This is a genomic window from Staphylococcus sp. 11511212, from assembly GCF_011394755.1.
In the GTDB taxonomy this organism is placed as follows: Bacteria; Bacillota; Bacilli; order Staphylococcales; family Staphylococcaceae; genus Staphylococcus; species Staphylococcus chromogenes.
The window spans coordinates 83,059-98,702 of the sequence record NZ_JAANBQ010000003.1; the positions used below are offsets into that span (position 1 = coordinate 83,059).

The 15,644-nt window shown below is 36.1% G+C and carries 14 protein-coding genes and 1 other annotated feature; of the genes, 11 read left to right on the forward strand and 3 right to left on the reverse strand.

What is annotated here, in order from left to right; genetic code table 11:
* Window positions 1-28: 28 nt before the first annotated feature.
* A complete protein-coding gene (mnmM, locus tag G8Y84_RS01875; RefSeq protein WP_037574463.1) occupies window positions 29-601 on the reverse strand; it encodes a tRNA 5-(aminomethyl)-2-thiouridylate-methyltransferase MnmM in 573 nt (190 codons plus the stop codon).
* The gene (gene mnmL, locus G8Y84_RS01880; protein WP_037574460.1) at window positions 598-1,557 is read right to left on the reverse strand and encodes a tRNA modification radical SAM protein MnmL/YtqA; all 960 of its coding nucleotides are present in this window, start codon (window positions 1,555-1,557) and stop codon (window positions 598-600) included. The genes mnmM and mnmL overlap by 4 nt, the downstream gene beginning before the upstream one ends.
* A gap of 111 nt (window positions 1,558-1,668) precedes the next feature.
* Here mnmL and G8Y84_RS01885 point away from each other — a divergent pair, with 111 nt between their 5' ends.
* The 3 genes from G8Y84_RS01885 to G8Y84_RS01895 all read left to right on the forward strand — a co-directional run bounded on the left by G8Y84_RS01885 (window position 1,669) and on the right by G8Y84_RS01895 (window position 5,961).
* Window positions 1,669-2,850, forward strand: coding sequence for an MDR family MFS transporter (locus G8Y84_RS01885; protein WP_037574457.1), 1,182 nt, complete (start codon window positions 1,669-1,671; stop codon window positions 2,848-2,850).
* Window positions 2,851-2,981: 131 nt separating this feature from the next.
* Window positions 2,982-3,165 (forward strand) — a binding site (T-box leader).
* Between the two features lie 19 nt (window positions 3,166-3,184).
* Window positions 3,185-5,623 (forward strand): leucine--tRNA ligase, encoded by a 2,439-nt coding sequence (leuS, locus tag G8Y84_RS01890; protein ID WP_103159186.1) that lies wholly within the window; start codon window positions 3,185-3,187, stop codon window positions 5,621-5,623.
* 26 nt (window positions 5,624-5,649) lie between these two features.
* On the forward strand, window positions 5,650-5,961 hold the full coding sequence (locus tag G8Y84_RS01895) for a rhodanese-like domain-containing protein (protein ID WP_037574451.1): 312 nt from the start codon (window positions 5,650-5,652) through the stop codon (window positions 5,959-5,961).
* A gap of 265 nt (window positions 5,962-6,226) precedes the next feature.
* Here G8Y84_RS01895 and G8Y84_RS01900 read toward each other — a convergent pair whose 3' ends face one another.
* The gene (locus G8Y84_RS01900) at window positions 6,227-7,489 is read right to left on the reverse strand and encodes a BaiN/RdsA family NAD(P)/FAD-dependent oxidoreductase (protein WP_103159184.1); all 1,263 of its coding nucleotides are present in this window, start codon (window positions 7,487-7,489) and stop codon (window positions 6,227-6,229) included.
* Between the two features lie 116 nt (window positions 7,490-7,605).
* Between G8Y84_RS01900 and G8Y84_RS01905 the strand changes: the two genes are divergently transcribed.
* The 8 genes from G8Y84_RS01905 (at window position 7,606) to G8Y84_RS01940 (ending at window position 15,563) form a co-directional block, all read left to right on the forward strand.
* Window positions 7,606-9,246: a putative polysaccharide biosynthesis protein gene (locus G8Y84_RS01905; RefSeq protein WP_165806079.1), complete on the forward strand. Its 1,641-nt coding sequence runs from the start codon at window positions 7,606-7,608 to the stop codon at window positions 9,244-9,246.
* Window positions 9,246-9,962, forward strand: a complete 717-nt coding sequence (locus G8Y84_RS01910) for a pseudouridine synthase (protein WP_037574445.1) — start codon at window positions 9,246-9,248, stop codon at window positions 9,960-9,962. The genes G8Y84_RS01905 and G8Y84_RS01910 overlap by 1 nt, the downstream gene beginning before the upstream one ends.
* Before the next feature lie 106 nt (window positions 9,963-10,068).
* Window positions 10,069-10,488: a hypothetical protein gene (locus tag G8Y84_RS01915; RefSeq protein WP_037574442.1), complete on the forward strand. Its 420-nt coding sequence runs from the start codon at window positions 10,069-10,071 to the stop codon at window positions 10,486-10,488.
* Window positions 10,489-10,669: 181 nt separating this feature from the next.
* Complete coding sequence (gene pepV / locus G8Y84_RS01920) at window positions 10,670-12,079, forward strand: dipeptidase PepV (RefSeq protein ID WP_103159183.1); 1,410 nt, start codon at window positions 10,670-10,672, stop codon at window positions 12,077-12,079.
* 1 nt (window position 12,080) lies between these two features.
* Window positions 12,081-12,929, forward strand: coding sequence for a D-amino-acid transaminase (gene dat, locus G8Y84_RS01925; protein ID WP_037574439.1), 849 nt, complete (start codon window positions 12,081-12,083; stop codon window positions 12,927-12,929).
* Window positions 12,930-13,159: 230 nt separating this feature from the next.
* A complete protein-coding gene (locus G8Y84_RS01930) occupies window positions 13,160-13,951 on the forward strand; it encodes a phosphotransferase family protein (RefSeq protein WP_037574436.1) in 792 nt (263 codons plus the stop codon).
* A gap of 14 nt (window positions 13,952-13,965) precedes the next feature.
* Entirely contained in the window at window positions 13,966-14,631 is a 666-nt protein-coding gene (trmB, locus tag G8Y84_RS01935) for a tRNA (guanosine(46)-N7)-methyltransferase TrmB (protein WP_037574434.1), read from the forward strand.
* An 86-nt stretch (window positions 14,632-14,717) separates the two neighbouring features.
* Entirely contained in the window at window positions 14,718-15,563 is an 846-nt protein-coding gene (locus G8Y84_RS01940) for a YtnP family quorum-quenching lactonase (protein WP_165806080.1), read from the forward strand.
* Window positions 15,564-15,644 lie beyond the last annotated feature (81 nt).

Consider the following 15,644-nt stretch of genomic DNA (forward strand, 5'->3'; position numbering starts at 1 on the left):
TAATTAAACGATAAGAAGCGCTAGACCCTTACGGCCTAGCGCTTCTTTTTTCTATTCCAATAATAAATGGAGGATGATTTTGTTGGTTAATAAATTCATATTTTAAAATATGCGCCTTCTCTTGATCGAAGGAATGAAAGTAATTGAGTAACGTTTCGCTTTCAACGCGTCCCTCAGGGTGCCCAGGGTATATGGCTAAAACAATAATTCCTTCTGGACGCAATAATTCAAAAATGGATTCTATGGCTAAAATTGTGTTTTCTGCGTTTGTAACAATAGATTTATCTCCTTTAGGCAAGTAACCTAAGTTAAACAAGGCAGCATCTACCGAATGTCGATGGGATTCAGCAATATAATTTGTAATTGTCTCATGTCCTGTTTGAAGAAGGGTGACATGTGACATCTCCTTTACTTTTTCTCGTGTATTCTCAATGGCCAAAGATTGTATATCACAAGCGTAGACATGACCATTCGGGACGGATTGTGCTAAAAACAATGTATCCCATCCATTTCCACATGTCCCATCTATCACTACACTTTTGTCAGTAATATGAGAAGTAATAAGAGATTTGGCGAAGGGAAGGACACGTTGAACAATCATGTTAATACAGCACCTTTGCCATTATACTTGGCGCCTTGAACAGAGTTGCGTCTTGCTAATTCTTTGTCAATATCATTTAAAATTTCCCATTTATTGACACTCCACATTGGTCCGACAAGAATGTCAATCGGACCATCACCCGTAATACGATGGACAATCATTGTCGGAGGTAAAATTTCTAATTGGTCACAAACTAATGAGATATACTCTTCTTTTGTCATGAATTCAAGTAAACCTTTTTCATATTGTTTAACCATAGGTGTACCTTTTAATAAATGAAGCAAATGAATCTTAATACCTTGAACATCCATTTCAGCGACAGCCTGAGCGGTTTCCATCATCATGTCATAATTTTCGCCTGGAAGACCATTAATAATATGTGAACAAACATTAATATTATGTTTTCTTAACTTTTGTACACCTTCGTAATAACATTCCATATCATGCGCGCGATTGATTAAATCAGATGTTTTTTGGTGGATAGTTTGTAAACCGAGTTCAACCCATAAGTAAGTCCGTTTGTTAAGTTCAGCCAAATAGTCGACTACATCATCTGGTAAACAGTCTGGTCTTGTACCGATTGATAGGCCTACAACACCTTCTTCATTAAGTGCAGCTTCAAATTTTTCACGCAACACCTCCACTGGTGCATGCGTATTTGTAAATGCTTGGAAATAGGCAATATATTGACCTTCATGCCATTTCTCATGCATTTGTGCTTTTATTTTTTTAAATTGAACTTCAATGGCATCAGCACGATTGCCTGCAAAATCACCACTACCCGCAGCTGAACAAAACGTACATCCTCCATGTGCCACGGTACCGTCACGATTGGGACAGTCAAACCCGCCATCAAGGGCTACTTTGAAAATTTTTTGGCCAAATCGATTTTTAAGATGATAATTTAAAGTATGATAGCGTTTATTTTCAAAAGCATATGGAAAATATTCACCCATTTGCTGTAACTTCCTTTCTTTGTACATTATATCTCAAGATTTTAACATATTTTAATGACATCGTGTTATAGTGTTTTATTATAGAGAAATAAATAAAGAGGTGTTGAACTTATGAAAATGCCGAAAGAAATATGGTGGCTTGTGATAGGAATGGCAATCAATATCACTGGTGCCAGTTTTTTATGGCCATTAAACACGATTTATATGAATGAAGTACTAGGGAAATCTTTAAGTACTGCAGGGGTTGTATTAATGGTGAATGCTTTTGGTATGGTCGTTGGTAATTTAATTGGGGGCACGTTATTTGATCGCTTGGGTGGCTACCGGACGATAATGTTAGGGACTTGGATAAGTTTGTTCGCTACAATTGGCCTTAACTTTTTTCACGGGTGGCCATGGTATGCACTTTGGCTTATTATTTTAGGTTTTGGCGGCGGAATGATTATTCCAGCGATTTATGCGATGGCTGGCGCTGTTTGGCCAAGAGGAGGTCGACAAACGTTCAATGCTATATATTTAGCGCAAAATATTGGTGTGGCCTTAGGTGCAGCATTGAGTGGTTTTGTGGCTGAATGGAGTTTTAACTATATATTTATCGCAAACTTGTTCATGTATATTCTATTTTTCTTCGTTGCGCTATTCAATTTTAAAATGGATTATCGTGCGACAGTCAAGACTGCTGAAACGATTGAGGGCATGACGCATGTTCAAAATAAAAAGCATTTTACGGCTTTGATATTAATTTGTGTGATGTTTGCCATATGTTGGATTACATATGTCCAATGGCAAACGACGATTGCATCTTTCACACAAGAAATAGGTATTTCAATGAGTCAGTATAGTCTTCTTTGGACAATAAATGGTTTACTCATTCTGTTAGGACAACCATTAATTTTGCCAATTATTCATTTACTGAAAGGACAATTAAAAAAACAACTTTTTGTAGGTGTATTTATTTTTATTATTTCTTTTTTTGTTACTAGTTTTGCTGAAAGTTTTACAATGTTTATCGTTGGTATGGTGATATTAACCTTTGCTGAAATGTTTGTTTGGCCAGCCGTTCCAACGATTGCCAATGCACTTTCTCCAAAAGGCAGAGAAGGGGTCTATCAAGGTATTGTCAATTCGGCTTCAACAGTTGGTAAAGCGTTCGGTCCTCTTATAGGCGGGATTTTAGTAGATGTTTATAATATGCAAGTCATGTTTTTGTTTATGATTGGCTTATTGGTCATTTCCTTAGGTTTTCTATCGATATTTGATCGTCGAATTGATAAAAAAGTACTTTATCATTAACTGATATCATCCTCTTGCATAAATGCTGTAAATTTCATATGATAGTAATAACTATAGAATGTCTTTTTAGTATATTAATCTTATGAACTATAGGGATATCAAAGACATGAATCATGGGTTTGTTTAACTTTTACAAATCAAGGAGTAGTAACTTCATTTGTATTTCCAAAGAGAGTCAGTGTTGGTGTGAACTGATGTAATACATGAAGTGAACTTGCCGTGTTTATAATATATTTTTATGACATCTCAATCCATTATGTAATGAAGCGCACAGTAGTGAACTAGGGTGGTACCGCGGTAAACATCGTCCCTATTAAAGCATCATGGATTTGAGATGTTTTTTGAATTAGGAGGAAAGCTTGTGAATTATAACCATCAAGAGATTGAAAAAAAGTGGCAAAAGTATTGGCTCGAAAACAAAACATTCAAAACTGAAGACAATTTAGGACAAAAGAAATTTTATGCCTTAGATATGTTCCCTTATCCCTCTGGAGCGGGTTTACATGTGGGTCATCCTGAAGGCTACACGGCGACAGATATCATTTCGCGCTATAAACGTATGCAAGGATATAATGTTTTACATCCAATGGGTTGGGATGCATTTGGTTTACCAGCAGAACAATATGCTTTAGACACTGGTAATAGCCCGGCTGAATTTACAAAAAGAAATATTCAAACATTCAAACGTCAAATTCAAGAGCTCGGGTTTAGTTATGATTGGGATCGCGAGGTAAGTACAACTGATCCTGAGTATTATAAATGGACACAATGGATATTTATCCAATTATATAAAAAAGGTTTAGCCTACGTCGATGAGATACCTGTAAACTGGTGTGAGGCATTAGGAACAGTTTTATCAAATGAAGAAGTGGTAGATGGTGTATCAGAACGTGGAGGCCATCCAGTAGTGCGTCGTCCAATGAAACAATGGGTACTTAAAATCACAGAATATGCTGACCGATTATTAGAGGATTTAGAAACTTTAGATTGGCCTGAATCTATCAAAGATATGCAACGTAATTGGATAGGTCGTTCTGAAGGAGCAAAAGTCACTTTCAATGTAGAAACTATAAATGAAACAATCGAAGTATTTACAACACGTCCAGATACAATTTATGGTGCCACTTTCCTTGTATTAAGTCCTGAGCATAGTCTAGTTAATCAAATCACAACGCCCGAATTTAAAGATCAAGTTAAAAAATATCAGGATGCGGCAGCAAAAAAATCAGATTTAGAACGTACTGATTTGGCTAAAGAAAAAACAGGTGTGTTTACAGGAGCCTATGCCATTCATCCTTTATCGGGTGAACGCGTACCGGTTTGGATTGCGGACTATGTGCTTTCTACTTATGGTACAGGTGCAGTTATGGCAGTCCCTGGTCACGATGAACGTGATCATGAATTTGCAGAAACATTTAATTTACCTGTGCAATACGTCATTGAAGGAGAATTAACAAACGGTGTCTTCACTGGAGATGGGCCACACATTCATTCTGATGCATTAAATGGAATGAATAATTCAGAGGCTATCTCAAAAGCAATTGAAATTTTAGAAGCTAAAGGTCATGGTGAGAAGAAAGTGAACTACAAGTTGCGTGATTGGCTATTTAGTCGTCAACGTTACTGGGGTGAACCTATTCCAATTATTCATTGGGAAGATGGTTCCATCACAACTGTACCTGAAAATGAACTCCCATTATTGCTACCTAAAACTGATGAAATCAAACCGTCAGGCACAGGGGAATCACCTTTAGCTAATATTGATGAGTTTGTAAATGTGACAGACCCAGAAACGGGTATGAAAGGACGTCGTGAAACGAATACAATGCCGCAATGGGCGGGAAGTTGTTGGTACTACTTACGATATATCGATCCTAAAAATGATCAAATGTTAGCAGATCCTGAAAAATTAAAGCACTGGTTACCTGTTGACTTATACATTGGCGGGGTAGAACATGCGGTATTACACTTATTATATGCACGTTTTTGGCATAAAGTGCTTTATGATATTGGGGTTGTTCCGACGAAAGAACCTTTCCAAAAATTATTTAACCAAGGTATGATTCTTGGTGAGGGCCATGAAAAAATGAGTAAATCAAAAGGTAATGTCGTGAATCCTGATGATATTATAAATTCTCATGGCGCTGACACATTGCGCTTATATGAGATGTTTATGGGGCCACTTGATGCATCAATTGCTTGGAGTGAAAATGGCTTAGATGGTTCTAGACGTTTCCTTGATCGAATTTGGCGTTTACTCGTAACTGAAAATAATGAATTGAGTCCAAAAGTGGTTCGAGAAGAAACACCACAGCTTGAAAAGTCTTATCACCAAACCGTGAAAAAAGTCACAGAGGATTTTGAATCCTTGAACTTCAATACGGCCATTAGTCAGTTAATGGTATTTATTAACGATTGTTATAAAGCAGAAAAAATCAATCAATCGTATATCGAAGGATTTGTAAAAATGTTAGCACCGATTGCCCCTCATATCGGTGAAGAATTATGGTCAATTTTAGGCCATGAGGGCACAATTACTTACCAACCGTGGCCGAGTTATGATGCAGAATTACTTGAAGGTGACGTCGTTGAGATTGTCGTTCAGGTCAATGGGAAAGTACGTGCTAAATTAGAAATTCCTAAAAATGCATCAAAAGAAGAAATGGAACAATTCGCATTTGAAAATGAAAATGTTCAACAAGCGATTGAAGGTAAAGACATTAAAAAAGTAATAGCTGTTCCACAAAAATTAGTAAATATTGTAGCCAAATAATTAAGAAATGAGAAGGGATGGATAAAATGAAGGAAATTACAACGGATGAGTTAAAAACGTTACTATTACAAAATGAACCAGTGCATATCGTTGATGTTCGCGAAGATGAAGAAGTCGCTATGGGAATGATTCCAAACGCTAAGCATATCCCTATGAATGAAATTCCCGATCATTTAAAAGAATTCCATCAAAATCAAACTTATTATATTGTTTGTGCAGGTGGTGTACGTAGCGCTAAAGTTGTGGAATATTTAAATGATCATGATATCGAAGCGGTCAATGTCGAAGGCGGAATGCATGCCTTTGGTAATGAAGGACTTGACTATCCACGAATTTAAAGCTTTAAAAAGTAATGTGATTGGGACTTAGCGCCCGTTTAAAATTAAAAAGCCATCCAAATTTATCAGAGGGTAAATTTGGATGGCTATTTTGTTACAACTTAATTCAATAAAATTGAGTCGGTAAAGTTTATAACTTTAGGGTTGTGAATAAATATAGTTATTTTGATTGATTCCTAAGCCGAGACTTCTGAGGCATCTAAAAAGCGAGGCTTTATGGAACAATCTAATACATGAAATTAATTATGTCCCAGCCCCACATTTTTTAACCTTGATAAAATCCAGCAAAATAACCCGCAACATAACCTGTAACTAATGCGCTTGTAATATTATATCCGCCAGTATAACCATGAATATCTAATACTTCCCCACACAAAAAGAGGCCAGGTGTCAGTTTGGATTCCATCGTTGAAGGCGTAATTTCTTTAATTGAAACACCGCCTCCAGTCACAAAAGCTTTTTCAATAGGAAGTGTTCCGTTGACTGGAAAAGTAAAATTTTTAAATAAATGCACAAGTTGATGCAACTGTTGTGCTGTTAAATGGTGTGACGTTGTTTCGAAATCGATTTGGGCTTGTTCAATAATGAAGTTAAGATAACGCTCTTCAATCAGTCCGTGCAAACTATTTTTAATGATTTTATCTGGTTGTTTTTTTAATTGTTGGCGAATCTTATCTTTCAGTTGCTCCTCGTTCACGTCAGGAAAAACGTCTAAATGTATGAGTATTTCTTTTTGGTGTTGTTGTTTTTGCTCATAATAGACAAATTGACTGCAACGTAGTGCTGCGGGTCCACTGATGCCAAAGTGTGTAAACAACATATCCATTTGATGAGTGATGCGTTTTTTTCCGTTTTTCTTCAAAACAGATAATGCAACATTTTTTAAGCTCAGACCCTTAAGTGTTTGCTTTTTGATAAATGGTGAGGAAGAAGTTATCGGGACCTCTGTTGGAAAAAGGTCTGTAATAGTGTGCCCATATTGCTTAGCGAAGCGATACCCGTCCCCAGTTGATCCAGTTTGAGGGACACTCGTTCCTCCCGTCGCAATGATTAAACTATTGCCCACAAACTTTTTATGATTTTGAGTATACACTTCAAATTTTTGTTGATCATTTTTTTGAGTTTTTACCACAGCGGCTTCTTCGATAACTGTAACGTCATGTTGTTTTAATGTTCGGATAAGTGTATTCACCACATCTTCGGCTTTATTACTTACTGGAAACATGCGACCATGGTCTTCTTCTTTTAGAGCTACTCCCCGGGATTCAAAAAAGTCAATGATTGATTCATTATCAAAAATTGAAAAGGGGCTGTATAAAAATTTTCCATTTCCAGGAATGTGCTTAATAATTTCAGCATACGGAAGGCGATTAGTGACATTGCAGCGACCGCCTCCTGATATTTTTAATTTTCGACCAAGACCTTTTTTCTTTTCGAGAAGTAATACGCGTTGACCTTGTTCACTAGCAGAGATTGCAGCCATGAGTCCACTTGGCCCACCACCAATGACAATCGTTTGATAGCACATATAAATATTTCTCCTTCGTTTTGATATTACGATTTTAACATAATAGGAATACGTGTATAATAACCATATTGTGTTATAATTTAATTTTGAAATTAGTAGGTTAGGTAGGTTGAGCTATGAGTGAAAATAAAGAATTAGTCAGAGGGACCTTTCTTCTAACAATTAGTATTCTTATTACCAAAATTTTAGGGATTATCTATATTATCCCGTTCTATAAAATTATTGGGGGCGCCGACAATCTAGCGCCATTTAATTATGCTTATGGTCCTTATAACATTGCAATTGCTGTTGCAACAGCGGGTGTACCTTTAGCTGCCTCTAAGTACGTGGCTAAATATAATGCACTCGGCGCTTATCGCGTGAGTCAGAAACTATATAAATCTAGCTTTATCGTCATGAGTATCACAGGGATACTTGGATTTTTAGTTTTGTATTTTCTTTCACCAACAATTGCCTCCATTACGATTGCGAATAATTCGAATGATGCAGACGGGTGGACGGTAGATCAAATTACATCTATTATTCGCACAATCAGTTTTGTTGTTATTTTTATTCCGTTATTAGCCACTTGGAGAGGGGTCTTCCAGGGATACAAATCCATGGGGCCTACAGCACTCTCTGAAGTCACAGAACAAATTGCGAGAATTTTGTTCATATTAGTAGGGAGCTATATCGTGTTAAACGTGGTGAATGGCTCTGTACTCTTTGCAAATGGTATTGCCACATTTGGTGCTGCTATTGGTGCAATCGCAGGCTTATTAACGCTTTGGTGGTATTGGATTAAACGAAAACCACATATTCAAAAGATGGTCGAATCAGATATGACTGGGATAGACGTCCCTTATAGTAAAATGTACAAAGAAATTATTTCTTACAGTATTCCTTTCGTCATTGTAAGTTTAAATTTCCCATTATTTATTATTGTTGACCAATTAACACACAATAACGCCTTGAGCTTAGTGGGAATTACACCACGATTACAAGACATGTTTTTTACGATGTTGAATATGACTACAAATAAAATTGTGATGATTCCTACATCACTCGCTGCAGGTTTTGCGATTAGTTTAATACCTTATATTACAAAAACATATGAGTCCGGGGATTATTTAGAAATGCATAAGCAAATACGGACATCACTAGGTGTACTCATGTTTATTACAGTACCGGCGAGTCTAGGAATCATGGCGCTTGCTATCCCATTATATACTGTTTTTTATGAGTTCAGTGTTGATGGTAGTCGCTTACTATTCTTTTACGCCCCAGCAGCTATTTTAATCTCGTTATTAAGTGTAACTGCATCAATGTTACAGGGGATTGATAAACAAAAACTGACAGTATTTATCGTTTTCGGCTCGGTAATTATCAAATTTATTCTCAACACGCCGTTGATTATCCTTTTTCACACTGCAGGCGCCATTTTAAGTACAAGTATTGCATTGCTTTTCGCAATTTTATGTAACCTGATAGTTTTAAAAAAATATGCACGATTTAAATTTGAAGATACCATTTTTGATGTATGCCACATCTTCTTATATGGGTTCATCATGATGATTGTTGTTGAATTGACTTATTTTGTTCTACAATTCTTTATTTCACCATCTACTCAAATAGGTGCCCTTATCATTACAGTGATTTGTGTCATTGTGGGTGGTTTGGTTTATGGTGTATTAACAATGCGCACTAAATTGGCAGACAAATTTCTAGGCGACATCCCAAATAAACTCCGTCGCAAACTGGGGTTGAGATTTTTATAATGAGAATTGATAAGTATTTAGCTGATATGGGCGTCGGGTCTCGTTCAGAGATTAAAACATTACTCAAAAAAGGAGAAGTCACGCTCAATGATCATCGAGTAAAAGCAGCTAAAACACAAATTAATCCGTACGAAGATCGTATCACTGTGAACCAAAAAGTAATAGCCTATGAGCCTTTTGTGTATTTAATGTTAAACAAACCAAAAGGAGTCATCTCAGCCACAAAGGACGACCGACATTCTACACTTATAGATTTAATACATGATTATCAACACCTCGATTTATTTCCTGTAGGTAGATTAGATAAAGATACTGAAGGGTTAATTTTAATTACAAATAATGGAAAGTTTAATCATTTATTAATGAGCCCTCAACATCATGTGTCTAAAACCTATTATGTGGAAACAAAGCATGTTATTGAAGAAAACACGATAAATATTTTTAAAGAAGGCGTTCCCTTAAAAGAAGGAAAATTAAAACCTGCAAGTTTAGAAATAATAGAATCAAATTCAGCTGAAATCACCATTACTGAAGGGAAGTTTCATCAAATTAAACGGATGTTTCATTATGTTAATAATGAAGTCATTTATTTAAAAAGACTCAAGATTGCCGAATTAACTTTAGATGAAACATTGCCACCGGGTGGTTATCGAAAACTAACAGAAGATGACTTCCAACGACTTGGACTCACTAAAAAAGATATAGAATCAGAGTGACAAATAGATGAATATTTCAAAATAGCTATATATTTCCTTTCTTTGAAATGTTTCAGACATCTCTAAGTGGGTATTTATTGGTAAGAATTCAAAGAGGTGATATTAAATGGCTAAATCAGCAAATCTATTGAGAGCCATCATTGGTATTGGTGGCGCAGCATTAGCGGTTGTATTGTCAAACAAACAAAATCGCGATGTATTGAAACAAGAAATTGATAAATATAAACAAGATCCTGATACTTATAAGCAAAATGCACGAGAAAAAGTATCTAATGTGAGTGCATTAGCGACAGAAGAATTAAACAAAGTGAAAGCTGATCCCAAAGCTTACGTGAATGAAGCTAAACAAGATCCAAAAGCATTTTTAAACCAAAAGAAATCACAATTTACTCAAGGTAATGGTTCAGCGCACGAGCAAAGAGAAGCAGCATTTGATGATGAAGGTGGCGGCGATCCATCTAATAATCTACGTGTTGTTACTGAAGAAGAATTAAAAAACAATAAAAATGGTGGAACTAACGAGTAGTATTGAGTTCTACAGTTTAATACAAATTTCTCCCTCCAAAAGTATTTTGGAGGGGTTTTTAATAGGTAATAGTCCTATCTGTTTTTTCAGAAAAATAAAAAATATTTCAAGGGTTCTACTGTTGTTTGAGAACCAAATCATGTAAAATGGATTCATAATATACAAAAGGAAGATGATCAGCATGTGGAGAGAAAAAGTACGTGAATATGAAACGGAAATTGTTGAAGATTTAAAAGGATTACTTGCGATAAAATCAGTACGCGATGATGCGAAAGCCACTGATGAATTACCAGTAGGTCCTGGTCCAAAAGAAGCATTGGACTATATGTATGCTTTAGCCAAACGTGATGGATTTACGACATTTGACACAGATCATATTGCCGGACGTATCGAAGCTGGAAAAGGTGAAGAACTGTTTGGGATTTTAGGTCATGTAGACGTTGTTCCTGCAGGGGATGGTTGGGATACAGATCCTTTTGAGCCGGTGGTTACAGATGACCAAATTATTGCTCGGGGCACATTAGATGATAAAGGACCCACAATTGCAGCTTATTATGCTGTGAAAATTTTAAATGATATGAATGTGGATTGGAAAAAGCGTATACATATCATCATAGGAACGGATGAAGAATCAGACTGGTTATGTACAGATCGATACTTTCAAACTGAAGAGATGCCAACAATTGGTATTGCACCTGATGCAGAGTTTCCACTCATTCACGGAGAAAAGGGAATTACGACATTTGATATTATTCAAAAAAACCGTGTGAATGATGACAATGAACCAGAAGTTGAATTATTATCATTAAAATCAGGTGAGCGATACAATATGGTGCCTGATTTGGCTGAAGCGGATGTACTAGTCAAAGAAAATGTAACTGATTGTATTCAACAGTTTGAAGCATTTTTAAATGAACATCAACTCAAAGGTCACCATGAAGTAGATAGTGGTATATTAAAATTAACAATTGAAGGTAAAGCTGTTCATGGAATGGATCCATCCATTGGCGTTAACGCAGGATTACATTTAATTCATTTCCTAAAAGATTTAAAACTGGATATCAATGCACAAAACTTCGTAAACCTTAGTGAGTCTTATTTATTTGAATCACATTTTGGTGAGAAAATGGGCATGAAATTCCATACTGAAGCAATGGGAAGTTTGACTACGAATTTCGGTATTATAAAATATGATAATAAAAATGGTGGACAGTTCGGAGTTAATTTAAGATATCCTGAAGGCTTTGATTTCGACAAAGCTATAGGTGATTTTACAGAGGAAGTGGGTAAACAAGGCTTTGACATTAAAATTGGTAAGGTTCAAAAGCCACATTTTGTTGATCCTGATGACCCATTTATTAAAAAATTACTGCAAGCATACCGTAATCAAACTGGGGATATGCGTGACTCTTATACTATAGGTGGCGGGACATATGCACGTAACCTAGAAAAAGGTGTTGCATTTGGCGCTATGTTTGAAGATTCCGAGGATTTAATGCATCAAAAAAATGAATACATTACGAAAAAGCAACTCTTTAATGCAACAAGTATTTATTTAGAAGCAATTCACTCGATTTGCGTGGAGGGATAATATGACAAAAGTATTGTTAAACGAATCATTTGTAGAAGAGAAAGACGCGAAAGTCGCATTTAATGACAGAGGATACAATTTTGGTGACGGTATTTACGAATATGTGCGCATATATGATAATAAGCTTTTTACGGCGAAAGAACATTTTGAACGATTATTAAGAAGTGCGAACGAAATAGGCTTAGAGCTTAACCATACCGTAGATTCTCTAACATCTTTAGTACGTGAACTCGCGCAAGTTAACCAGGTGACGAATGGTGGGATTTACATTCAGGTCACACGAGGGGCTGCACCTCGTGATCATGCATTTCCAACTCCTGCAGTTGAACCTGTATTGACAGGTTTTGTAACTTCATACGAAAGACCTTACAAAGAATTAGAAGAAGGTGTTTCTGTTGTGACAACTGAAGATATTCGTTGGTTACGTTGCGATATTAAAAGTTTAAATTTATTAGGAAATGTACTTGCCAAAGAATTTGCGACTAAGTACAATGCTGAAGAAGCCATTCAACACCGCGGCGATATTGTTACTGAAGGGGCTTCAAGTAACGTATATGCAATTAAAGACGGTGCTGTCTACACACATCCAGCAAACAATTATATTTTGAATGGCATTACACGAAAAGTCATCAAATGGGTTTGTGAAGATGAAAATATTCCATTCAAAGAAGAAACATTTACTGTAGATTTCTTAAAGGCCGCAGATGAAGTCATCATTTCTAGTACATCGGCAGAGGTGATGCCTGTTGTTAAAATCGATGGTGAATCTGTTGCAGAAGGTAAAGTAGGAGATTTGACACGAATTTTACAAAAAGGGTTCGAAAAATATATACAGTCACATTCAGCGTAATGTGTTAAAATGATATAAAATAATACGAAGCATTATGATGTTAAAAAATAGAAAAATGTGTCGTTTAGTGTCTCATTTTTGGTTGAAAATCGAACGGTTTAATTATAAAATCGTTTATGAGTGCTAATTTAGAAATTGAACGTATTCGTACGAAATAAATGATATTAATATGGCTCTTGAAATTATTTCTTTCTTGAGCCTTTTCTCTTTGAAAGTGAGGTGAACGTGTTGTGGAGCAGTTCTATCAATTAGGTTGGACGCTCGATTCAGCTGGTGGCGCATCAGGTGAAGCGTATATGGCAGAACAAGATGGTCAAAAATTGTTCTTAAAAAGAAACTCCAATCCTTTTATTGCGGCATTGTCTGCTGAAGGTATTGTGCCCAAGCTTGTTTGGACAAAGCGAATTGAAACAGGTGAAGTAGTTACGGCACAGCATTGGAAAAATGGTCGAGAACTAGAAGCTGATGAGATGAATCAACACCGAGTTGCTCACTTATTAAAAAAAATTCATCAATCACGTCCACTTCTAACCATGTTAAAACGAATGGAAATGGAACCTATCACGCCAGAGATTATGTTGAAAAAAATTAATGCGTCATTGTCCAGTAATGTTTTAACACATCATATTATTCGTCACGCATTAACTTATTTAGAATCCCATGTACCAGAATATGATCCTCGTTTTTATACGGTTGTACATGGTGATGTGAATCATAACAACTGGCTCCTTTCAGACAAAGATGAGCTTTTCTTGGTTGATTGGGAAGGTGCAATGATAGCGGATCCAGCAATAGATATCGGAATGCTACTTTACAACTACGTTCCTAAAAATGAGTGGTCTTCTTGGTTTGAAATATATGAAGTTAAAGAAACAATGAATCTAAAAAAACGAATGAAATGGTACACAGTGATTCAATCTATTGGTATGGTTCAATGGAATGAAGAACATAAGCGATTTAAAGACATGAATACATGGCTCAAATTTTTACATGCTGTGATGAAGAGTAATGTATTTATATAAGGAGACTATGAATCATGAGAATGAGAAACAAGCCTTGGGCTGAATCTTATCTAAGAGAACATGGGGATATTGTGGACTTAGACGGGGTACATCAACAACGTGTTTCGTCTTGGTTTGATAAAGAGCAACCTATTCACATTGAAATTGGTTCAGGTATGGGGAAATACATTACTTCCCTTGCGGCTCTAAACCCTAATATTAATTACGTGGCGATTGAACGTGATAAAAATGTTATGATTCGCGTATTGGATAAGGTCCTAGACCAAAAGTTAAAAAACATAAAATTGCTTTGTAATGATGCAGTCATACTTAATGAATACTTTGCTCCACACGAAGTCAGTCGTCTGTATCTGAATTTCTCGGATCCATGGCCTAAAACGAGACACGCTAAACGTCGCCTCACCAATCACCGTTTTTTAACTATTTATAAACAAATACTTCATCCTGAGGGTGAACTTCATTTTAAAACAGATAATCGAGGCCTATTTGCCTATAGCTTAGAAAGTATGTCTCAATTCGGAATGTACTTTACAAAAATAAATTTAAATCTCCATCAAGAAGATGAAGGAGATAATATCCCAACAGAGTATGAATTTAAATTTGCTGAAAAAGGCTCTAGGATTTATCGCATGGAAGCGAAGTTTCATCAGGATTTTACACACATGATGAACAAAGACTAATTTTACATAATAAAACGTGAGATATTGTAATCAAACACTAGGCTTTGATTCTTGTCTCACTTTTTTAATAAAAAGGGGCGGAAATTATGAAATTAGGCAATTTTGAAATTCAATCCTTAAATGGGGGGACGACCCAAATGGATGGTGGCGCGATATTTGGAGTTGTGCCTAAACCACTATGGGTTAAAAAGTATCCAGTAAATGATCAAAATCAAGTTCCACTCGTCACACACCCTTTATTGATTCAAACAGGTGATAAAAACATTTTAATTGATACTGGGATAGGTCAAGGTAAGCTTACAGATAAACAACTGAGAAATTATGGCGTAACGGAGGAAAGTCAAATCGCTAGGTCTTTGTCTCAACTTGGTTTAACAGTTGAAGATATTGATCTCGTTTTGATGACACATATGCATTTCGATCATGCTACAGGATTAACAGATGAAGAGGGTAGCGCTATATTTCCAAATGCTTGGCACTATATACAACAAGATGAGTGGCATGAATTTATAAGCCCTAATATAAGAAGTAAAGCTACGTATTGGCCTCAAAATAGAGGGACATATGAATCTAAAATGATTTTATTCGAACGAGATATCGAACCGTATCCCGGTATTAAAATGGTTCATATCGGTGGACATAGTTATGGCCATTGTATTATTGAAATTGAAAGTGAAAATGAAAAAGCCGTTCATATGGCAGATATTCTATCAACGAGCGCACACATCAACCCACTTTGGGTGACGGCCTATGACGACTATCCAATGCAATCGATTCGAGAAAAAGAACGTTTAACGCGGAAATACGCATCTGAAGGCCGTTGGATTTTGTTTTATCATGATGTCACAAATTTGGCAATTCAACTTACGGAAGATGGAAAGAAAATTCAAACTCAAATAAAAAGAGATGTAAATGGGGATAGCGATAAATAAGCGTGAGTGGAATTTAACAAGGGCTAAAATTAGGACTAAAAAAGGTGTCAGTTTTGTAACATTTTGTTTAAACATCTAAAA

Bases quoted from the DNA above. Each gene is read 5' to 3' on its own strand.
- G8Y84_RS01940 (WP_165806080.1), top strand. From the start codon at position 14,718: ATGAAATTAGGCAATTTTGAAATTCAATCCTTAAATGGGGGGACGACC.
- G8Y84_RS01915 (WP_037574442.1), top strand. From the start codon at position 10,069: ATGGCTAAATCAGCAAATCTATTGAGAGCCATCATTGGTATTGGTGGC.
- G8Y84_RS01885 (WP_037574457.1), top strand. From the start codon at position 1,669: ATGAAAATGCCGAAAGAAATATGGTGGCTTGTGATAGGAATGGCAATC.
- G8Y84_RS01910 (WP_037574445.1), top strand. From the start codon at position 9,246: ATGAGAATTGATAAGTATTTAGCTGATATGGGCGTCGGGTCTCGTTCA.
- pepV (WP_103159183.1), top strand. From the start codon at position 10,670: ATGTGGAGAGAAAAAGTACGTGAATATGAAACGGAAATTGTTGAAGAT.
- G8Y84_RS01900 (WP_103159184.1), bottom strand. From the start codon at position 7,489: ATGTGCTATCAAACGATTGTCATTGGTGGTGGGCCAAGTGGACTCATG.
- G8Y84_RS01905 (WP_165806079.1), top strand. From the start codon at position 7,606: ATGAGTGAAAATAAAGAATTAGTCAGAGGGACCTTTCTTCTAACAATT.
- leuS (WP_103159186.1), top strand. From the start codon at position 3,185: ATGTTTTTTGAATTAGGAGGAAAGCTTGTGAATTATAACCATCAAGAG.
- mnmL (WP_037574460.1), bottom strand. From the start codon at position 1,557: ATGGGTGAATATTTTCCATATGCTTTTGAAAATAAACGCTATCATACT.
- mnmM (WP_037574463.1), bottom strand. From the start codon at position 601: ATGATTGTTCAACGTGTCCTTCCCTTCGCCAAATCTCTTATTACTTCT.
- trmB (WP_037574434.1), top strand. From the start codon at position 13,966: ATGAGAATGAGAAACAAGCCTTGGGCTGAATCTTATCTAAGAGAACAT.
- G8Y84_RS01895 (WP_037574451.1), top strand. From the start codon at position 5,650: ATGAAGGAAATTACAACGGATGAGTTAAAAACGTTACTATTACAAAAT.
- dat (WP_037574439.1), top strand. From the start codon at position 12,081: ATGACAAAAGTATTGTTAAACGAATCATTTGTAGAAGAGAAAGACGCG.